We start from the raw sequence: 17557 nt of genomic DNA, 5'->3' as shown, positions 1-17557 counted from the left end.
CGCGGTGGGTCATTCAACTAAAGGTCGCAATGCCGGTCAATACTGGCGACCGTCGAATCACGGGAAACAGCGCGATCTGCTCAAGTCCGACCACCGGTGTTCCGCCACCTTGGCCGTCACCGTCGGCTCCCCCGCACGGGCCGTGCTGGCGCTGGCGATCCTCTACTGCCTCTGATACCGGCACCCCATGCATCCCGATCAGTTCGCGGCCATCGCCCCGGTCGTCGGACGCAATTTCCTGAGCCAGAGCAGGATCAGGAGAGCCCCGCACGAACATGCCATCGCAAGGCCAAGCAGCGTGTTGCTGCCGAAATTCGTCAGCAAGCCAACGAGAACCGGAGGCGAAGCTGCGGAAATGAGATTGAGCGGCAGCGCAATGCGCGAGGTCGCCTTGGCGAATTCGGCCTGGTCGTAGAACACCAAGGGTATGGTCGCCCGGGCGACCGCGAAAGCGCCGCTGCCCATGCCATACAGCAGAATGAAGGCCGCGATCGCCCAATGCGATGCGCCGCCGATCATCAGCAGAAACATCGCCACAGGGATAGCCGAGCCGGCAAACAGCCCCGTCGTGATCCCATCCCACCGCCCGCCGCCAAGAAAATCCAATCCCCGGGCGCTGACCTGGATCACGCCCAGCATCGAGCCGAAGGTAACGGCCGTGGCCGCCGACAGGCCCTCCACCTTCAGAAGCTCGATCAGCACGGCGCTGAATCCGAAGGCGACGAATGCATTGAGCGCGAGCGCAGCCAGGATGAGCAAGAACGTGCTTTTTTTCACGATAGGTGACGTGCCCGCCGGCTGCGCCGCGAAAATCGCCTCATCTTTTGGTTCGGTTCGACGCGGCAATCCGAAATAATAGAGCGGAAGGCACAACAGCAGCAGCATCCCGCAATAGACCAGACAGGTTCCGCGCCAGCCCATGACGTCCGACAGAAACGACGTGGTGGGCCAAAAAACACTGCTGGAAAGCCCGGTCACCAGCATCATGGCGCCGATGCCGCGCTTCGCATCCCGCCCGGCGATCTCGTTGAGCATGATGTAGGCGGCCGTGGCCAGCGTGGCGCTGCCGGCCGTGCCGAGGATCACCCACGCAGCGAAAAACTGTATCGGGCCGTGTGCCAGCGAGAGCAGAATGAAGCCTGGCGCACCGATGATGGTCCCCGCGATCATCACCCGGCGGGCGCCAAATTGCGTGAACGGCCTTGCCAGGATCGGAGCGCACAGACCCATCAGGACATAGAAGATCGAGTTGCCGGCAAACACCGCCGAGATGTCCATGTGAAGATCGGCGGCGACCTGCCCGCCCACGACCGCAAGAAGCCCGATCGTGCCCCATCCGATGACCTGAGCAATCGCGAGAACGATCAGAACGCGGAAAATTGTCTTGCCGGACTGAAGGACCATCGGATCAGAGGCTTTTCCGGGCCACGACAAACAGCATCGGTGCCCACTGGTTGTCGAAGCCGATGACCTCGCCGGTCTCGATTTCAAGTGAATTCCAGTTGCCCGCGCTGGCGTAGGTTTCGCGCAGCCAATCCGGCGACGGGTAATTGTAGTAGCGGCCCAGCGTGTCGCGGCCTTCAGCGTCACCGGTCTTGAAGCTGGCAAAGAAAGCGCCGCCGGGTTTCAGCGCGCGCCAGATCAGCGACAGCACCTGCGTTAGTTCATCGCGCGGAACGTGCAGCAGGCAGGCATTGGCCCACACGCCGTCATAAGTCTCGACCGCGTCGATGTCATGGAACAGCAGCGTCCCGACCGGACGGCCGAGACGGCGCGAGGCCACCTCGGCCATTTCCGGCGATCCATCCGTCGGCGACACGTCAAAGCCCCGCGCCAGCATTTCAGCGGTGTCGCCGCCGGCGCCGCATCCGAGTTCGAGAATGGCAGCACCAGGCGGAAGCAGCCAGACGAACGCCTCCAGCCTTGCCCGACGCGAGGTGATCTCGCGCGCCGCGTAAGCCTCGGCATGGCCGCGGTAGAATTGAAGCGTCGCCTCGTCCACGAATTCCTCTCGCTGTCGGCGAGGCTCAGCATCAGCCGCGTGTTGCGGTAAAACAGTAGACCCGCCTTCGCCGGACGCAACTATGGATTCTGCGGTTCTGGGATGCGCTCGCAAGCCCCCGACGGCCGAACGGGCAGCGCCGGCATCGCGCTGATGGCGTGATGCCGGCTTGAGCGTAAGGCTTTGGGCCTAACTGTCGGCCAACCCCAGCATCAGCCGCATGTTCTGCACAGCGGCTCCGGAGGCGCCCTTGCCGAGATTGTCGAGACGCGCGACCAGCACGGCATGGGGATGCTGCTGGCTCGCAAACACGTAGAGCTCGAGCTTGTTGGTCTCGTTGAGCGCTTCGGGTTCCAGCCGTCCGGTTTTTGACGTCGCGTATTCGAGCGGCATCACGGAAACATATTTGCTGCCCGCGTACCGCTTTGCGAGCGCGGCATGCAGTTGGGCGCCATCGGGCTTGGCCGGAAGCGCGTCCAGATGCAACGGCACCGACACCAGCATGCCCTGCCGGTAGTTGCCGACCGACGGAACGAATATCGGCCGCCGCGTCAGCCGTGAGTACAGCTGCGTCTCCGGCAGATGCTTGTGCTCGAAGCCAAGACCATAGAGTTCAAAGGACGGCGCGGTGCCGCCTTCGAAACTTTCGATCATCGACTTGCCGCCGCCGGAATAACCGCTGACCGCATTGATGGTGACGGGATAGTCCGCCGGCAGCAGTCCCGCGTCCACGAGTGGGCGCAGCAGGGCGATCCCGCCTGTCGGATAGCAGCCCGGGTTTGAGACCTTCCGTGCCGCCTTGATCTTGTCGGCCTGGTCAGGCGTGAGTTCCGCAAAACCATAGGTCCAGTCGGGCGCGACGCGAAACGCCGTCGAGGCGTCGAGCACCTTGGGTCCCTTGGCGCCCATGCCGTCGATCAACGCCACGGTTTCCTTGGCCGCATCGTCCGGCAGGCAGAGGATCACGAGATCCACCTCCTCCATCAACGCCCGCTTGGCGCCGGCGTCCTTGCGCTTGTCCTCGGCAATGCTCTTCAGCGCGACGTCGCCCTGCAGGCGCAGCCGCTCCTGAATGCCAAGGCCCGTCGTTCCGGACGCGCCATCGACAAAGATGGTGGGCTTCCTGGTGTCGCCGGTCGTGTGCGGCTTGATATCGGTCAGGGTCATGGCGCGTTCCTTTCAAGCGTCGTCGCGTCGTTCGTTGCTGCTGTGTCGGTAATGTCGGTCATGAAGGCCTGCGGGCGCGCCTCGCGCATCAGACCTGCGATCTCGGCTGCATCAGCGTCACCCTGTGACGCCAGCGCATTGCTGATGGCTGAGTAGTCGGCGTCGGATTTGTGCTGGTTCAATTTGAAGCTGCCCTCGATCTCCTCAACCGTCATCACCAGACCCACGATCGCCTTCTTCATGGCGTCCAGCCGCCCGGCCGTCATTTTCGACGACAACCAGGGCTTCTTCGGCAACAGCCGGTTTTCGAACTTGGCGCTGAGCGTCTCGATCTGCTCGGCCAGTTCGTCGTCGGACAGTGCCCGTACCGTGCCCGTCAGGTGCACGGCCTGGTAGAGCCAGGTCGGCACTTGATCGGGCGAAACGTACCAGTCGGGCGACACATAGGCATCCGCGCCGTTCACGGCCAGCAGCCAGGACGAGGCCCCGCCGGCGAGCTTTACCAGCGGATTATGACGGGCAACATGAAACAGCGCGTTCGGCGTCCCGTCATCGGCAAAGCCGAGATAGAACGGCAGCGGCGAGGCAATCGGCTTGGCACCATCCCACGCGCAGACGAGGCCAAAGCCGCGCGCTTCCGCAAACGCCAGGCTGGCGGCACGGTCGGGCTTGAACGGAGGCGGCGTATACATTTCAAACTCCTGCTTGACGTAGGAGCCGCCAGATCAAACCGCGTGTCTTGAAGGGAAAGAGCCGCGGATCGTATCCGGCGGCAGAGGCGATGATCTTAAACGCAGACAACCGCCCATACCGCGATAATGCGGCGGCGGCGGGCGATGATGCTGGTCGAAGCGTTGATCATGGGCGTGCCTATAGGGCCGCGCCCGCCCGGCGTCAAGTTTTTCCATGTCATTCCGGGGCGGCCGCGAAGCGGACCGAACCCGGAATCTCGAGATTCCCGTGCGTAATTGCGCACCTGAGGTCTGGTCCTTCGGACCATCCCGGAATGACGGTACCCTAGATCACCGGATTCCACGGCGCCGGCACCAGCCGGTAACCCGTACCGTCCTTCTCGACAAAGCCATTGGCCGGGAACGGATAATGGAAGCCCTGGACACGCATCTTGTCGGCCACCAGCATGTCATAGACCTTGCGGCGGGTGGCTTCTGCCATCGCCGGGTCCTGATCGAACATCAGATGCCAGCCTGGATTGGTGACGAACAACGCCGGCAGGTTGGTGACGTCGGACTGGATGAAAACCTTGTCGGAACCGGACGACAGGACATACGAGGTGTGGCCCGGCGTGTGACCGTGGGAAGCCACCGCCTGCAGCCCGGGAGCGACGTCCTTGCCCATTTCGTAAGGCGTGACCTTCTTCTTCAGTCCGGCGTCAAACACGCGGCGCGCATTGGCGAACACGCCCTTCATCCGGTCGGAGGTCTGCTTGCCCATCTCGCCGTCGTCCATGAAGTATTTCCACTCGGCGGCCGGCACCAGCACCTCGGCATTCGGGAATGCCAGCGCGTTGTCGGCCGTCAGCAGGCCGTTGATGTGGTCGCCGTGGAAGTGCGAGATCACCACCATGTCGACGGCTTTGGGATCGATCCCGGCGGCGACCATGTTGCTGGCGAACTGTCCGACATTGCCCTTGCTCGACGCGAAAGCGCCCGGGCCGTTGCCGGTGTCGACGACGACAAGCTTGCCGCCGGTATTGATGACGAGCGGCGCGAACTGGATGCTCACCTTGTCTTTCGGCATGAACGCCTTTTCGAGCGCGGCGTTGACTTCGTCCTTTTTGACGTTGAGCACGAAAGTATCGCCCAGCGCGAAGTTGTTGATGCCGTCGGAGATGACGTTCACCTGGGCGTCGCCGACCTTGTAACGATAGAAACTCGGAGCCTGCTTCTCGGCGACCGGCGCGGCCGCCTTGGCCGGCATGCTGGGCAACAGAGGTGAAGCAGCGAGAGCCGCAGCTCCGGCGAGTGCGTGACGTCGTGTCAATTCCATGTGATGTCCTCCCGGTGAGACGATGCCTGCGGTTCGCGGGATTTCCCGCTTTATTGACGTGTCCTTGACGTTTTTCTCGGCCCTGGTTGCCGCCGCTTCTACCAGCGTTTCAATGCTAACGCGATGACGACGGTGCGACGGCGGGCAGCCCGGTGTCTCCCCAATCTTGAGGGCTAACCCCCGCCTCGGTGGCTTATTCCGGAGCGGGCAGCGTCTGCGTCACATCAACCGCCACAACCATTCGATGACGTGAGCGATCACGTCGCCAAACAGCAACAGCGCTGCCGACCAAACCAGCGCGGAGACGAAATTAGCGATCTGGAACGGCCAATACGGCATCTCGAAAATGCCGGCGGCGAGCGGCACCGACGCCCGCAACGGTCCAAAGAACCGCCCGATGAAAATGGACGGCACGCCCCACTTTTTTACAAAAGCCTCGCCGCGAGGCAGGATTTCCGGATAGCGCGACAGCGGCCAGATCTGGGCCACCTGCTCCTTGTATTTGAAGCCGAACCAGTAGGAGACCCAGTCGCCGAGCCCCGCCCCAATGCCGCCGGCAATCCAGATCGGCCAGAAGTTGATGCCGCTGACGCCCATCAGCGCGCCGATGGCGACCAGAGCCCCCCAGGCCGGAACGACCAGTGAGACGAACGCCAGCGATTCGCCGAACGCCAGCAACAGCACAACCGGTGCCGCCCAGGCCTGATGATCGCGCACGAAATCAGCCAGGGCGCGCGCAAAATCTTGCATCCCTTAAACGCCTTCCAGCCCCAATCCGGCCATTGAATCAAACCCGCGAGCCCATGGCCTTGGAACAGGTACGCCAGCCCGTTGCGTGACATCAAGTCACAAAGGCGGGCACGGGACGTGATTTAACCGCTCTCCCGTGTTCCGCGCCTGACAACAGCACTTATCTCGTGGTACGGCCGCCCGATGCGGTTGCAGCGTTCGGCCCGGCCGTCACTTTTTAAGCCCATCCGTGGCATAGTCAGGCAGACCGATTCGCTGCGCCAGGTTGCGCGCATCACATGAAGAACCATGCCCAAGCCATTGAAAACATCTGCCAAAACCAAATCCGCCAGCGACTTGTTCGGGGCCGATGAAACAAAGGGCCGCGCCTCGCTGAAGGTTGCCGCCAGGTCCAACAGCGCCGAAGCCGGCTACACCGCGGCCGATATCGAGGTGCTCGAAGGTCTTGAGCCGGTCCGGCGCCGGCCCGGCATGTATATCGGCGGCACCGATGAAAAGGCGCTGCACCATCTGTTCGCCGAAGTCATCGACAACTCCATGGACGAAGCGCTGGCCGGGCATGCCTCGTTTATCGAGGTTACGCTGAGCGCCGACGGATTCCTGACTGTGACCGACAATGGCCGCGGCATTCCCGTCGACCCGCATCCGAAATTTCCGAAGAAATCCGCGCTCGAAGTCATCATGTGCACGCTGCATTCCGGCGGCAAGTTCGACTCCAAGGTCTACGAGACCTCGGGCGGCCTGCACGGCGTCGGCGTCTCTGTGGTCAACGCCCTCTCCTCGCTCCTCGAGGTCGAGGTCGCACGCGAACAAAAACTCTACAAGATGACCTTCGAGCGTGGTCATCCCAAGGGCAAGCTCCAGGAACTCGGCAAGATCAACAACCGCCGCGGCACCACCATCCGCTTCAAGCCCGACACCGAGATTTTCGGCGCCAAGGCGGCCTTCAAGCCGCAACGGTTGTTCAAGATGGCGCGCTCGAAGGCCTACCTGTTCGGTGGCGTGAAGATCCGCTGGCGCTGCGATCCTGAATTGCTGCGCGGCCTCGAAGAGGTGCCGGCCGAGGACGAATTCCACTTCCCCGGGGGTTTGAAGGATTATCTGGCCGCCGCGATCCATGCCGACACGCTGGTGCACCCGGATATCTTCTCCGGCAAATCGGGACGCAACGGCGCCCACGGTGCCTGCGAATGGGCGGTGGCCTGGACGGCGGACGCCGACGGCTTCCTCTCCTCCTATTGCAACACCGTGCCGACGCCCGACGGCGGCACCCACGAATCCGGCATGCGCAGCGCGATGTTGCGCGGCCTGAAGGATCACGCCGAGCGCATCGGCCAGGGCAAGCGCGCCGCTCCGATCACCTCGGAAGACGTGATGGTGGGCGCGGCCGTGATGCTCAGCGTGTTCGTGCGCGAGCCGGAATTCCAGGGCCAGACCAAGGACCGCCTCGCCACCGCCGAGGCGCAGAAGATCGTCGAACAGGCGATCAAGGACCCGTTCGACCACTGGCTGTCCGGCAATCCGCAGCAGGCCAACAAGCTGCTGGATTTCGTAGTCGAGCGCGCCGACGAGCGGCTGCGCCGCCGCGCCGAGAAAGAGACCTCGCGCAAGACCGCAGTGAAGAAGCTGCGGCTGCCCGGCAAGCTCGCCGACTGCACCAACACCGCGACCGAAGGCTCCGAGCTGTTCATCGTCGAGGGCGACTCGGCCGGCGGCAGCGCCAAGCAGGCGCGCGACCGCAAGACCCAGGCCGTGCTGCCCTTGCGCGGAAAGATCCTCAACGTCGCCTCCGCCGGCAAGGACAAGCTCACCGCCAACGCCCAGCTCTCCGACCTGATGCAGGCGATCGGCTGCGGCACGCTCGCGCAATACCGTGAAGAAGATTTGCGCTATTCCCGCATCATCATCATGACCGACGCCGACGTCGACGGCGCCCATATCGCCTCGCTGCTGATCACTTTCTTCTACCGGCAGACGCCGCGGCTGATCGACGAGGGCCATCTCTATCTCGCAGTGCCGCCGCTCTACCGGCTCACCCACGGCGCCAAGACGGTCTACGCCCGCGACGACGCCCACAAGGACGCGCTGCTCAGAAGCGAATTCAACGCCAATGCCAAGGTCGATGTCGGCCGCTTCAAAGGCCTCGGCGAGATGATGCCGGCGCAGCTCAAGGAAACCACGATGGACCCGGCCAAGCGCACCCTGCTGCGCGTGGTGCTGCTGGCCGACGACCGCGAAGGCACCGCCGATTCGGTCGAGCGGCTGATGGGCACCAAGGCCGAGGCCCGGTTCGCCTTCATCACCGACAAGGCGGAGTTTGCCAGCGAGGATCTGCTGGACGTCTGACCTCCGGGGCGATCTCGGCGACTGCACGCGATTGTCGGGTTTGCCGGCCGATTTCGGCGTGTTTCACCCCCATGGGGGCACCTGATTGTGCCTATTTTTCAGGCTCTTTCCCGCAGTTCCTTTTCGATCGGATGTGTTTTCCCCGCAACAGCATTTTAAATGGAACCGCGTATATTCCCGGTACTGGGTTTATGGAATCGGTGCAAGCGCCCCATTTGGGCGGTCGGTTACGACGCTTAATTTTGAGGGTTTGGACAATGAAGAAATTGGTGCTCGCTCTGACCGCGATGGCAGCCTTGACTGCCCCGGCTCTCGCGGCCGATATGGCTCCCCGTTATGCCAAGGCTCCGGTCGCGGTTGCCCCGGCCGTCAGCTGGACCGGCTGCTGGATCAGTGGCGGTGGCGGCTACGGCATCTCCCGTACCGACCGTTACTCGCGCGACGGTGCCGCCCCCTTCGGCACCAACGTCATCGGCTCCACCTCCGGTTCGGACGGCTGGCTGGCAACGGCTGGCGTGGGCTGCGATTACCAGTTCAGCGGCCGCTGGGTTGTCGGCGCCTTCGTCGACGGCACCTACTCCGACATCAAGGGTGACCATGCTTGGCGCGTGTTCGGCCCCGGTGCGACCTTCGTCGGCGAAAACAAGATGGATTGGTCTTGGGCTGTTGGCGGCCGGATCGGTTATCTCGTGAACCCGTCATTCCTGACCTATTTCAACGCCGGCTACACGCAGGCGCACACCGAAGCCTACAATCTCCGGGAGACCGTCGCTGCGTTCGGCGCAACCGGCCTTCAGGTTCCGGGCCGCACGTTTGACGGCTTCTTCGTCGGCAGCGGCTTCGAATATCAGCTCGACTTCCTGCCCGGCCTGTTCGTGAAGAGCGAAGGCCGCGCCTCCTGGTATGATCGCGGGGACTCGAGCCTCACCTGCCAATTTGCTGGTACGCAGTGCGCCGGTGCCGGCGTCGCCCCGTTCAACCTAGCCAACGGCGGCAACATCGACTCGCGCAGACTGACCGTCTACACCGCGAAAACCGAGCTGGTCTATCGCTTCAACTGGGGTGGCCCGGTCGTCGCCAAGTACTGATCGAGCAACTGATACCTGCTGAACTTCAGCAGCTCAAAAGCCCCGGCAGCGCCCGGGGCTTTTTTTGTGCTCAATGCAGCGCCAAAGGTTCGCGATAGGCGCACTTGATCGTTTCTCAAGGCGTGTGGCCGCCCCGCAACAGCATTTTGGGTGGAACTGCGTATAGTCCTGACACTGAGTTTCGGGAATCGGTGCAAGCGCACCATTTGGGCGGTCGGTTACGACGCTTAAGATTGAGGGTTTGGACAATGAAGAAATTAGTGCTCGCTCTGACCGCAGTTGCGGCATTCAGCGCCCCGGCTCTCGCAGCCGACATGGCCCCCCGCTATGCCAAGGCTCCGGCTCCGGTGGCGATGGCTCCGAGCTGGACGGGCTTTTACATTTTCGGCGGTGGCGGCGGCGGCGTCTGGGATGCCAACGGAGGCGTCGATGCTACCGCGACCGGTACTTGCATTATTTGCACGAACACCCGGACGGGTGGTGATGGATGGTTCGGCACTGTCGGCGTTGGTTATGACTGGCAAGCGAGCCCGTCGTGGGTGTTCGGCGTGTTCGGCGACGGCACGTTTGGCAGCCTCAAGGGCAATATCGGCGATGCGGGCGTGATCGGCGCAGGTTCGATTACCGGGGGTATCGTCGGTACCACCAAGATGGAAACCGCCTGGGCCGTCGGTGCTCGCCTCGGCTATCTCGTCGCCCCGAACGTTCTGTCCTACGTCAACGCCGGTTACACCGGAACGTATTGGACGGGCAGCACGCTGCTGAATTCGGACACCGGTACTGCTTCCGGTCTGCACACCGATCGCTTCAACACCGGTGGCGCGTTCGTCGGCGGCGGCGTCGAGAACAACCTGAACATCTTCGGTATCACCGCGCCGGGCTGGTTCATGAAAACTGAATATCGCGCTGCCTATCTCGACAGCAAGCGTCTCTCGGAACGCCTTGATGGCACCAACGCCCTGTTTGGCCGCGATATCACGTTCAAGCCTTTCGTGCAGACCATCAGCACCTCGCTGGTCTACCGCTTCAACTGGGGTGGCCCGGTCGTCGCCAAGTACTGATCGACATATTGATCTCTGCTAAATCAGCAGCTCAAAAGCCCCGGCATCATCCGGGGCTTTTTTTGTGTCTGGTTGCGTGAGGTCGTTGCCGCGCCCGCATGCTCCTGGCCCGAGTTGCAGTCTTGAGCTGTTGGTAAGCGCGGCGCAGCCTGCCCCCGATCATCAGTCTCCTGATCATTTCCGCCCTTGCCGAAGCCGCCCGCTTTGTATTCGATCGACAGCCTCGGTCGGCCTCGGCAATGGTTTCCGGGGACGCCGGTCAAGCCGTTCGAAAGCGGCAGCGGGGAGTATCCATGGCCAGATTGCTCTTGATTGTTGGCTTTCTAGCGCTCGCCGTCGGCCTGCTCTGGATCGGCCAGGGCACCGGCGCGATCACCTGGCCGCAATCGAGCTTCATGGTCAACCAGCTGCAATGGGCGGGCTATGGTGCCGTGCTCGGCGCCGTCGGCCTGATCCTGATCTGGCAAGGCAAGAGCTGATCGCGGCTCTGTCGATAACAACAATGGGACAACAACAATGAAAGCAAAACTTTTCGATCTCAGCGGCAAGGTGGCCATCGTCACCGGCGGCAATGGCGGCATCGGGCTCGGCATGGCCCGCGGTTTGGCGGACGCCGGCGCCGCGATTGCGGTTGTCGGGCGCAATGAAGCCAAATCGGTTGCCGCAGCCGCCGAGCTCACGCGCAGCGGCGCCAAGGCCATTTCGGTGGTCGCAGATGTCACCGACAAGGCGGCGGTTGACGCCATGGCCGCGCGCGTGGCCGGCGAACTCGGGCGGATCGACATCCTCGTCAACAATGCGGGCATCAGCATCCGCAAACCACCGCACGTGCTCGATCTCGCCGAGTGGAACAGCGTGATCCAGACCAACCTCACCAGCGCCTTCCTGGTCTCGCAGGCGGTCTACCCTGCGATGAAGCAAGCGGGCGGCGGCAAGGTCATCAATATCGGTTCGATGATGTCGATCTTCGGCGCCAGTTTTGCGTCAGCCTACGCGGCGAGCAAGGGCGGCATCGTGCAGTTCACGCGCGCCTGCGCGGTGGCCTGGGCCCCGGACAACATCCAGGTCAACGCGGTGCTGCCGGGCTGGATCGACACCGATCTCACCAGGGGCGCCCGCGCGCAGATCGACGGGCTGCACGACAAGGTGCTGGCGCGCACGCCGGCGGCGCGTTGGGGCGTGATCGACGATTTCGCCGGCATTGCGGTGTTTCTGTCTTCGCCCGCCTCCGATTTCACCACCGGCACCGCGATCCCGATCGACGGCGGGTTCTCGGTCATGGGCTAACGCCGACGTCACGCTGACGCACTTCCGCAACGAAAAAAGCCCCGGACATGCCGGGGCTTTTTCAGCTGCTGATTGAGCAGAGATCAGTACTTCGCAACGACCGCACCGCCACCCCAGTTGAAGCGGTAGACCAGCTGGCTGCGAACGGTGTGGGTGTATTTCTCGGAGTCGATCGAGACGCCAGTCGGCAGGCCCGTTGCAGTGATCCGAATGGGATTGGTCGCCACGTCGAACTCCGAGAAGCGATACTCGTTTTTCCAGAACAGGCCGGGCAGGAAGTTCAGCGCATATTCGTCGCCGGCGCCGATGAACCAGCCCTTGTAGGTGCGCTTGTCCGTAAAGAGGCCGGCCGGAACACCGAAGGGGGCAGAGATGCCGGTAAAATCAGTGCGGTCGAAGGTCGCTTCGGTATAGCCGACCGAGACATAAGTCAGAAGGTTGGGCAGCGCCAACCAACCGAGACGGCCGCCAGCCGACCAGGCCGAACTCATCTTCTCGTCGCCAACGCCGTTAACACGCTGCGGATTGAGATTTCCCTTGAGGCTGCTGAAATCGTAATCGCCGAAGGCGCCAACGACAAAGCGCGCGCCTGCAGCGGCCAGCTGGTAGTCGCAGCCGCCTTGCACCGTTCCAAGATAGCCACGGCCCCCCGTGGTCGCCGACTCGCTGAACCGCGTTCGGGGCGGACCGTCATCGTAAGTGGTGTTTTCCTGGTTCCAAAGGCCATAGCCGCCGCCGCCGCCGACATAGCACCCGGTCCAGTTCACCACGGGCGCGGGCGAAGCAGGAGCCTGGGCGTACGCTTTGGTCGGGGCCGATCCGCCCCAGTTGAAGCGGTAGACCAGCTCGCTGCGGACCGTGTGGAGGAATTTCTTGGAATCCTCCGCAGTGTTTGACACCCCCGTTACGGTATTCCGAAGGGGATTGGTCGCTACGTCGAATTCCGAAAAGCGGTATTCGTTTTTCCAAAACAGGCCAGGCAGAATATCCAGCGCATATTCGTTGCCGGCGCCGATGAACCAGCCTTTGTAAGTTTGCTTATCCTGGAAGCGATTGGCTGAAACGCCAAAGGGCGGGAAGTTGCGTCTAAAGTCGGTGCCGTCGAAAGTCGCCTCGGTATAACCGGCCGAGAAATAGGTCAGGAAACTGGGGCTGACCAGCCAGCCGAGACGGCCGCCGACCGCCCAGGCCGAACTCATCGTTTCCTCACCAACCATAGAGGCCCCGGAGGGAGCAAGCGTTCCTTTGAGGCTGGCGAAGTCGTAGTCGCCGAAGGCGCCGACCACAAAGTTTCCGCCCGCCGCCGCAAACTGGTAGTCACAACCGACCTGCACCGTTCCGAAATAGCCGCGACCGCCAGTTGTTATGGTATCGCTAATCGGAATGGGGGGCGGACCGAAGCCCGAGGTCGAGTTTTCCTGGTTCCACATGCCGTAGCCGCCACCACCGCCGACATAGCAGCCGGTCCAGTTCGTCACCGTCACGGCCATTGCCGGCGCCTTGGAATAAATGCGGGCGGGAAGATCCGCCGCGAAAGCCGGGGTGGCAAATGCCGCAACCGCGGACAGGACGAGCGCCGATTTCTTCACTTTGAATAATCCCCTCTATCAGAGTTGGGCAGAATACATCGACAACCGAAATCCTGACGTGTCCCAGCTGGCACCGGCTTGTCGCCGTGGGCACTGCGAGGGCTACAACGTCGCGAGCCAGGCGGATTGTCTCATACTGTGGCGGGGCCGCTACAGCCTCACCGCGTGATGTCGTAGCCGCAGCCAGCTTGTTCGGTATTCCGCTTCAAGCAGGCAGCGACTCTCAGTACTTGGCGACGACCGGTCCGGCCGACCACGGATTGAACTTGAAGCTCACCCGCCCCATCACCGAATCGACCTTCGCCGAGACATTACGGAGGTCCACCACGGTGCAGCCGACTACAGCCCGGTTACAATTGTGCTGCTCGCTGTCGAACTCGTAGTGCTTGTAGTCGATGCCGAGAACGAGGTTGTCCAGAACCGCGTATTCGCCGCCGACGCCGGCATACCAGCCGCCATGAGCGGCGCTGGCCGTCGCGATCGTAAGGTTGGCCGCGGGGAGGTAGACTTGGGTATCGATGTCAGCCCGGGCGTAGCCGCCCTGGCCGTACACCATAAAGCGATTCCAAGCATAGCCGAGCCGGCCACCGATGTACCCGATGTCATTGATGCGGCTTTGGCACGACGCCCCACCGCCGTAAATGCAGCCTGGGCCGAGGACACCAGTGCCAGGGGTGTTGTTGAAGCCATTGTCCAGGCCGTTCCAGCCGCCTTCGATACCGAGAACAACGTTGCCCCACTGCTTCTGGATTCCGGCAAAGCCGCCGTAAATCAACCGACTTTGGCTATCCGTCCTCCAGAGAGCGCCGGGAACAGCATTGTAGAGAACGCCATCGGTGGTGTCCCATGCGCCGCCGACCGTGCCGCCGAAATAGATACCGGACCAGTCATAGGTGACAACCGGAGGTGCAACGGGTGCCTTGGTGTACGGGCGGGCCGCCATGTCGGCGGCGAACGCGCTCACCACGCTGGCGGCAAGGATCGCAGCTGCGAGTGCCAGTTTCTTCACTTTGAATAATCCCCTCTATCAGAATTGGGGAGCGTACATCGACAACCGAAATCCTGACGTGTCCTGGTTGGCACCGGGCTTGTCGCCGTGGGCACTGCGAGGGCTACAACGTCGCGAACCAGGCGGATTGTCGCTTACTGTGGCGGGGCCGCTACACTCGTCCATCGACTCGCGCCACCGTGTGAAACTTGCTTGGAAATATTGGCGGAGGTGCTGCGTTCGGGACGCGAGATCGTTGGTGCTTCGCGCGCACGACAACTCCAACCCATCATGCGCAGCCAGCTTGTTCAGTATTCCGCAGATGCCGGCGACTGCACATGTTCGGGCCGGACGCCGAGCCCGATGAAGCGCGCCGTGATACCCTGCAGCCACGGCACCGCCGTGATCAGGCGCATCACCAGTGGCGCTTTCAGCGCCTGATTGCCGGGCTTCAGCGCGGCGCTGACGATGCTGTCTTGCGCCACGACCTGCATCCGCTGCTTCATCCGCACCGGAAATTCGCTGCGCTGGCGAAGCGTTCGACCCTGAAGTAGACCGAACCGAATGCCCAACCCTGTCGTGCCAGTCGGGCACGATGATGCTCACGGCGCTACAAGGATTGGTGCCTTACAAACTGACAAATCTTGACAATCAAGTTTTCTCCGTCTGTGTGCCGAGCATGCGCAGGAAGCTGTGCACAAAAAAGCCCCGGACCATTTGCCGGGGCCTTTAAGTTGATCAGTCGGAAGATCAGTACTTGGCAACGGCCGGGCCGCCCCAGTTGAAGCGATAGACGAGCGCGCTGCGGACGGTGTGAATGTACTTCTTGGAGTCCTCCGTGAAGCCAACCGAGAGGCCGGTGGCAGTCAAGCGAACCGGATTGATTTCCATGTCGAATTCCGAGAAGCGATATTCGGTCTTCCAGAAACAGGCCGGGCAGGAAGCCCAGTGCGTATTCGTCGCCAGCGCCGAGAAACCAGCCCTTGTAGGTGCGCTTGTCAGTATGATTGCCGGTAGCGATGGGAGGGCCAAGCGCTTCGACATAATCCTGGCGATCAAAGGTTGCTTGGGTGTAGCCGCCTACGAAATAGGTCAGCAAGTTCGGGGTCACGAGCCAGCCGACGCGACCGCCGACAGCCCAGGCCGAGCTCATCTTGTCGTCGGCGACAATATTGAAACCGGGCACATTGTGCTTGCCCTTGATGCTGCCGAAATCGTAGTCGGCGAAGGCGCCAACTACGAACCCGGTGCCCATTGCGGCGAACTGATAGTCGCAGCCGCCCTGTACGGTGCCGAAATAGCCACGACCACCCGAGGTAACCGTGGCCGTTTCACGCGTTCTAGGCGGCGGGTTCTCGTCGAAAAGGGCGTTTTCCTGATTCCACATGCCGTAACCACCGCCGGCGCCGACGTAGCAACCGGTCCAGGATGGCGCATAGGCGACAGGTGCCGCCCTCATCGGAGCCTTGGCAGCCATGTCAGCTGAAATAGCCGGGGAGGAAAATGTCACGACCGCCGAAAGCGCAATAACCAGCTTCTTCATCTTAAACTTCCCTGTGGGACCGGTTTGAATCTGTAGCGTGATCGTACCTAGATTCCAGGCGAAGCATTTGTCCCAGCAGGCACCGGGCTTGTCGCTGCGGGTACTTTGAGGGCTACAACGTCCGTGAGCAAGACGGATTGTCTGTTACTGTGGCGGGACCGCTACACTCGTCGATCGACTCGCGCCACCCCGTGAACCTTGCTGAGGAAGTATTGGCGGAGGCGCTACACTGCGCGCCGGGACGCGAGATCGTTGGTGCTTCGCGCGCACGACAACTCCAACCCATCATGCCGCAGCCAGCTTGTTCAGTATTCCGCAGATGCCGGCGACTGCACATGCTCGGGCCGGACGCCGAGCCCGATGAAGCGCGCCGTGATACCCTGCAGCCACGGCACCGCCGTGATCAGGCGCATCACCAGTGGCGCTTTCAGCGGCTGATTGCCGGGTTTCAGCGCGGCGCTGACGATGCTGTCTTGCGCCACGACCTGCATCCGCTGCGTCATCCGCACCGGGAATTCGCGGCGCCGGCGCACCGCATCCAGTTCGTTCTCCGGCGGGCAGCCGTTCACGAGCTTGGCCGCGAGAAGATTGGCGGTCGCGACCGCGTCCTGAACCGCAAGATTGACGCCGACACCACCCATCGGCGACATCGCATGCGCGGCATCGCCGATGCAAAGCAAGCCGGGCCGCGTCCAGCGCGTCAGACGGTTGATCGCAACCGTGAGCAGCTTGACGTCATTCCAGCTTTTAACGTCGGCAAGACCGGATTTGAGGATCGGCGCGACCCGCGCGACGTCGTCCAGGAGCGCCGGCAGGCCCCTCGCCTTGACGGCGTCGTACTGACCCTTGGCGATGATATAGGCGCATTGCCAATAATCGCCGCGATCGAACGTCACCATCATCCTGCCGGGCTCGACGCGCGCAAACACGCTTTCGGTTTCGTTTTCCGTTTTTCCCGCGCGGAACCACAGCACGTCCATCGGCGCGCCGATTTCCTCGGTCGCAAGGCCCGCGCGCTCGCGCACCAGCGAATGGCGGCCGTCGCAGGCGACGGTGAGATCCGCCTCGATGTCGATCATGCCCTCCGGCGTGTTTGCGCGCACGCCCGCGACGCGGCCGCCGTCCTCAATTAGATCGGTCGCTTCGGTGCTCATCATCACCTTGAGCGAGGCAAACCGCTTGCCGCTTTCGCGCAGGAAATTCAGGAAATCCCATTGCGGCATGAAGGCGATGAAGGGGTATTTCACCTTGAGCCGGCTGAGATCGGCGATCCGCACCGATGCGCCGCCGAACAGCCCCTCCATCTTCTGCAGCCGCTGATGCGGCAGCTTGAGAAATCCGTCGATCAATCCGAGTTCGTCCATCACCTGCAGGGTCGAGGGATGCACGGTGTCGCCGCGAAAATCGCGAAAGAAGTCGGCGTGCTTTTCCAGCACCACGACATCGATCCCGGCGCGACCCAGCAGATAGCCGAGCATCATGCCGGCGGGCCCGCCGCCAACGATGCAGCAGCGAACCTTCATCGTGCGCCCCGGGGGCTGCCGCGAAAAACTGCCTGCGTCCATGATCGACCTCCGAGCGGACTGTAGCTCAATCGGACGACGCTGGCTGGATTAGAGCCTTTTCCGTTCCGATGGAATCGGAACGGGGCTCTAGTGTCCTGAACCAAAAGTTCGGGGCATTTTAGACCTTCGCAGGCGAGTTGTAAGCGCAGAAGCGTTCGATTGAG

Annotated in this window: 16 protein-coding genes; 5 read left to right on the top strand and 11 right to left on the bottom strand. The window is 62.4% G+C overall.

Annotation, left to right across the window (positions count from 1 at the left end):
• Positions 1-198: 198 nt before the first annotated feature.
• The 6 genes from JQ629_RS34035 to JQ629_RS34010 all read right to left on the bottom strand — a co-directional run bounded on the left by JQ629_RS34035 (position 199) and on the right by JQ629_RS34010 (position 5926).
• Positions 199-1404: an MFS transporter gene (locus tag JQ629_RS34035; RefSeq protein WP_212416328.1), complete on the bottom strand. Its 1206-nt coding sequence runs from the start codon at positions 1402-1404 to the stop codon at positions 199-201.
• Positions 1405-1408: 4 nt separating this feature from the next.
• Positions 1409-2002, bottom strand: coding sequence for a class I SAM-dependent methyltransferase (locus JQ629_RS34030; RefSeq protein WP_212416327.1), 594 nt, complete (start codon positions 2000-2002; stop codon positions 1409-1411).
• A 189-nt stretch (positions 2003-2191) separates the two neighbouring features.
• Positions 2192-3169, bottom strand: coding sequence for an N-acetyl-gamma-glutamyl-phosphate reductase (gene argC, locus JQ629_RS34025; RefSeq protein ID WP_212416326.1), 978 nt, complete (start codon positions 3167-3169; stop codon positions 2192-2194).
• Entirely contained in the window at positions 3166-3861 is a 696-nt protein-coding gene (locus tag JQ629_RS34020) for an FMN-binding negative transcriptional regulator (RefSeq protein WP_212416325.1), read from the bottom strand. Before JQ629_RS34020 ends, argC begins: the two co-directional genes overlap by 4 nt.
• A gap of 325 nt (positions 3862-4186) precedes the next feature.
• Positions 4187-5176 carry an MBL fold metallo-hydrolase gene (locus JQ629_RS34015; protein ID WP_212416324.1) on the bottom strand — a complete coding sequence of 330 codons (990 nt, stop codon included), beginning with the start codon at positions 5174-5176 and terminating at the stop codon, positions 4187-4189.
• A 219-nt stretch (positions 5177-5395) separates the two neighbouring features.
• Positions 5396-5926 (bottom strand): DedA family protein, encoded by a 531-nt coding sequence (locus JQ629_RS34010; protein ID WP_212416323.1) that lies wholly within the window; start codon positions 5924-5926, stop codon positions 5396-5398.
• A gap of 288 nt (positions 5927-6214) precedes the next feature.
• On the opposite strand from JQ629_RS34010, the gene parE reads away from it, so the two are divergent.
• The 5 genes from parE to JQ629_RS33985 all read left to right on the top strand — a co-directional run bounded on the left by parE (position 6215) and on the right by JQ629_RS33985 (position 11708).
• On the top strand, positions 6215-8272 hold the full coding sequence (parE, locus tag JQ629_RS34005; protein ID WP_212416322.1) for a DNA topoisomerase IV subunit B: 2058 nt from the start codon (positions 6215-6217) through the stop codon (positions 8270-8272).
• Between the two features lie 257 nt (positions 8273-8529).
• Entirely contained in the window at positions 8530-9360 is an 831-nt protein-coding gene (locus tag JQ629_RS34000; RefSeq protein ID WP_212416321.1) for an outer membrane protein, read from the top strand.
• Between the two features lie 248 nt (positions 9361-9608).
• On the top strand, positions 9609-10421 hold the full coding sequence (locus JQ629_RS33995) for an outer membrane protein (protein WP_212261829.1): 813 nt from the start codon (positions 9609-9611) through the stop codon (positions 10419-10421).
• A 293-nt stretch (positions 10422-10714) separates the two neighbouring features.
• Complete coding sequence (locus tag JQ629_RS33990) at positions 10715-10900, top strand: hypothetical protein (RefSeq protein ID WP_212389741.1); 186 nt, start codon at positions 10715-10717, stop codon at positions 10898-10900.
• A 37-nt stretch (positions 10901-10937) separates the two neighbouring features.
• A complete protein-coding gene (locus tag JQ629_RS33985) occupies positions 10938-11708 on the top strand; it encodes an SDR family NAD(P)-dependent oxidoreductase (RefSeq protein ID WP_212389740.1) in 771 nt (256 codons plus the stop codon).
• A gap of 83 nt (positions 11709-11791) precedes the next feature.
• Here the strand turns inward: JQ629_RS33985 and JQ629_RS33980 are convergent, their stop codons facing one another.
• The 5 genes from JQ629_RS33980 to JQ629_RS33960 all read right to left on the bottom strand — a co-directional run bounded on the left by JQ629_RS33980 (position 11792) and on the right by JQ629_RS33960 (position 17393).
• Positions 11792-13297, bottom strand: a complete 1506-nt coding sequence (locus tag JQ629_RS33980; protein ID WP_212416320.1) for an outer membrane protein — start codon at positions 13295-13297, stop codon at positions 11792-11794.
• Between the two features lie 223 nt (positions 13298-13520).
• Complete coding sequence (locus JQ629_RS33975; RefSeq protein ID WP_212416319.1) at positions 13521-14306, bottom strand: outer membrane protein; 786 nt, start codon at positions 14304-14306, stop codon at positions 13521-13523.
• A gap of 287 nt (positions 14307-14593) precedes the next feature.
• A complete protein-coding gene (locus JQ629_RS33970; RefSeq protein WP_212416318.1) occupies positions 14594-14770 on the bottom strand; it encodes a hypothetical protein in 177 nt (58 codons plus the stop codon).
• Between the two features lie 125 nt (positions 14771-14895).
• Complete coding sequence (locus JQ629_RS33965; RefSeq protein WP_212416317.1) at positions 14896-15828, bottom strand: outer membrane protein; 933 nt, start codon at positions 15826-15828, stop codon at positions 14896-14898.
• 305 nt (positions 15829-16133) lie between these two features.
• The gene (locus JQ629_RS33960; RefSeq protein WP_212416316.1) at positions 16134-17393 is read right to left on the bottom strand and encodes an FAD-dependent oxidoreductase; all 1260 of its coding nucleotides are present in this window, start codon (positions 17391-17393) and stop codon (positions 16134-16136) included.
• Between the last annotated feature and the right edge of the window lie 164 nt (positions 17394-17557).

The sequence above is a fragment of the Bradyrhizobium sp. AUGA SZCCT0222 genome, assembly GCF_018130205.1.
Taxonomy (GTDB): Bacteria; Pseudomonadota; Alphaproteobacteria; order Rhizobiales; family Xanthobacteraceae; genus Bradyrhizobium.
This window is presented reverse-complemented; position numbering and strand designations above follow the sequence as displayed.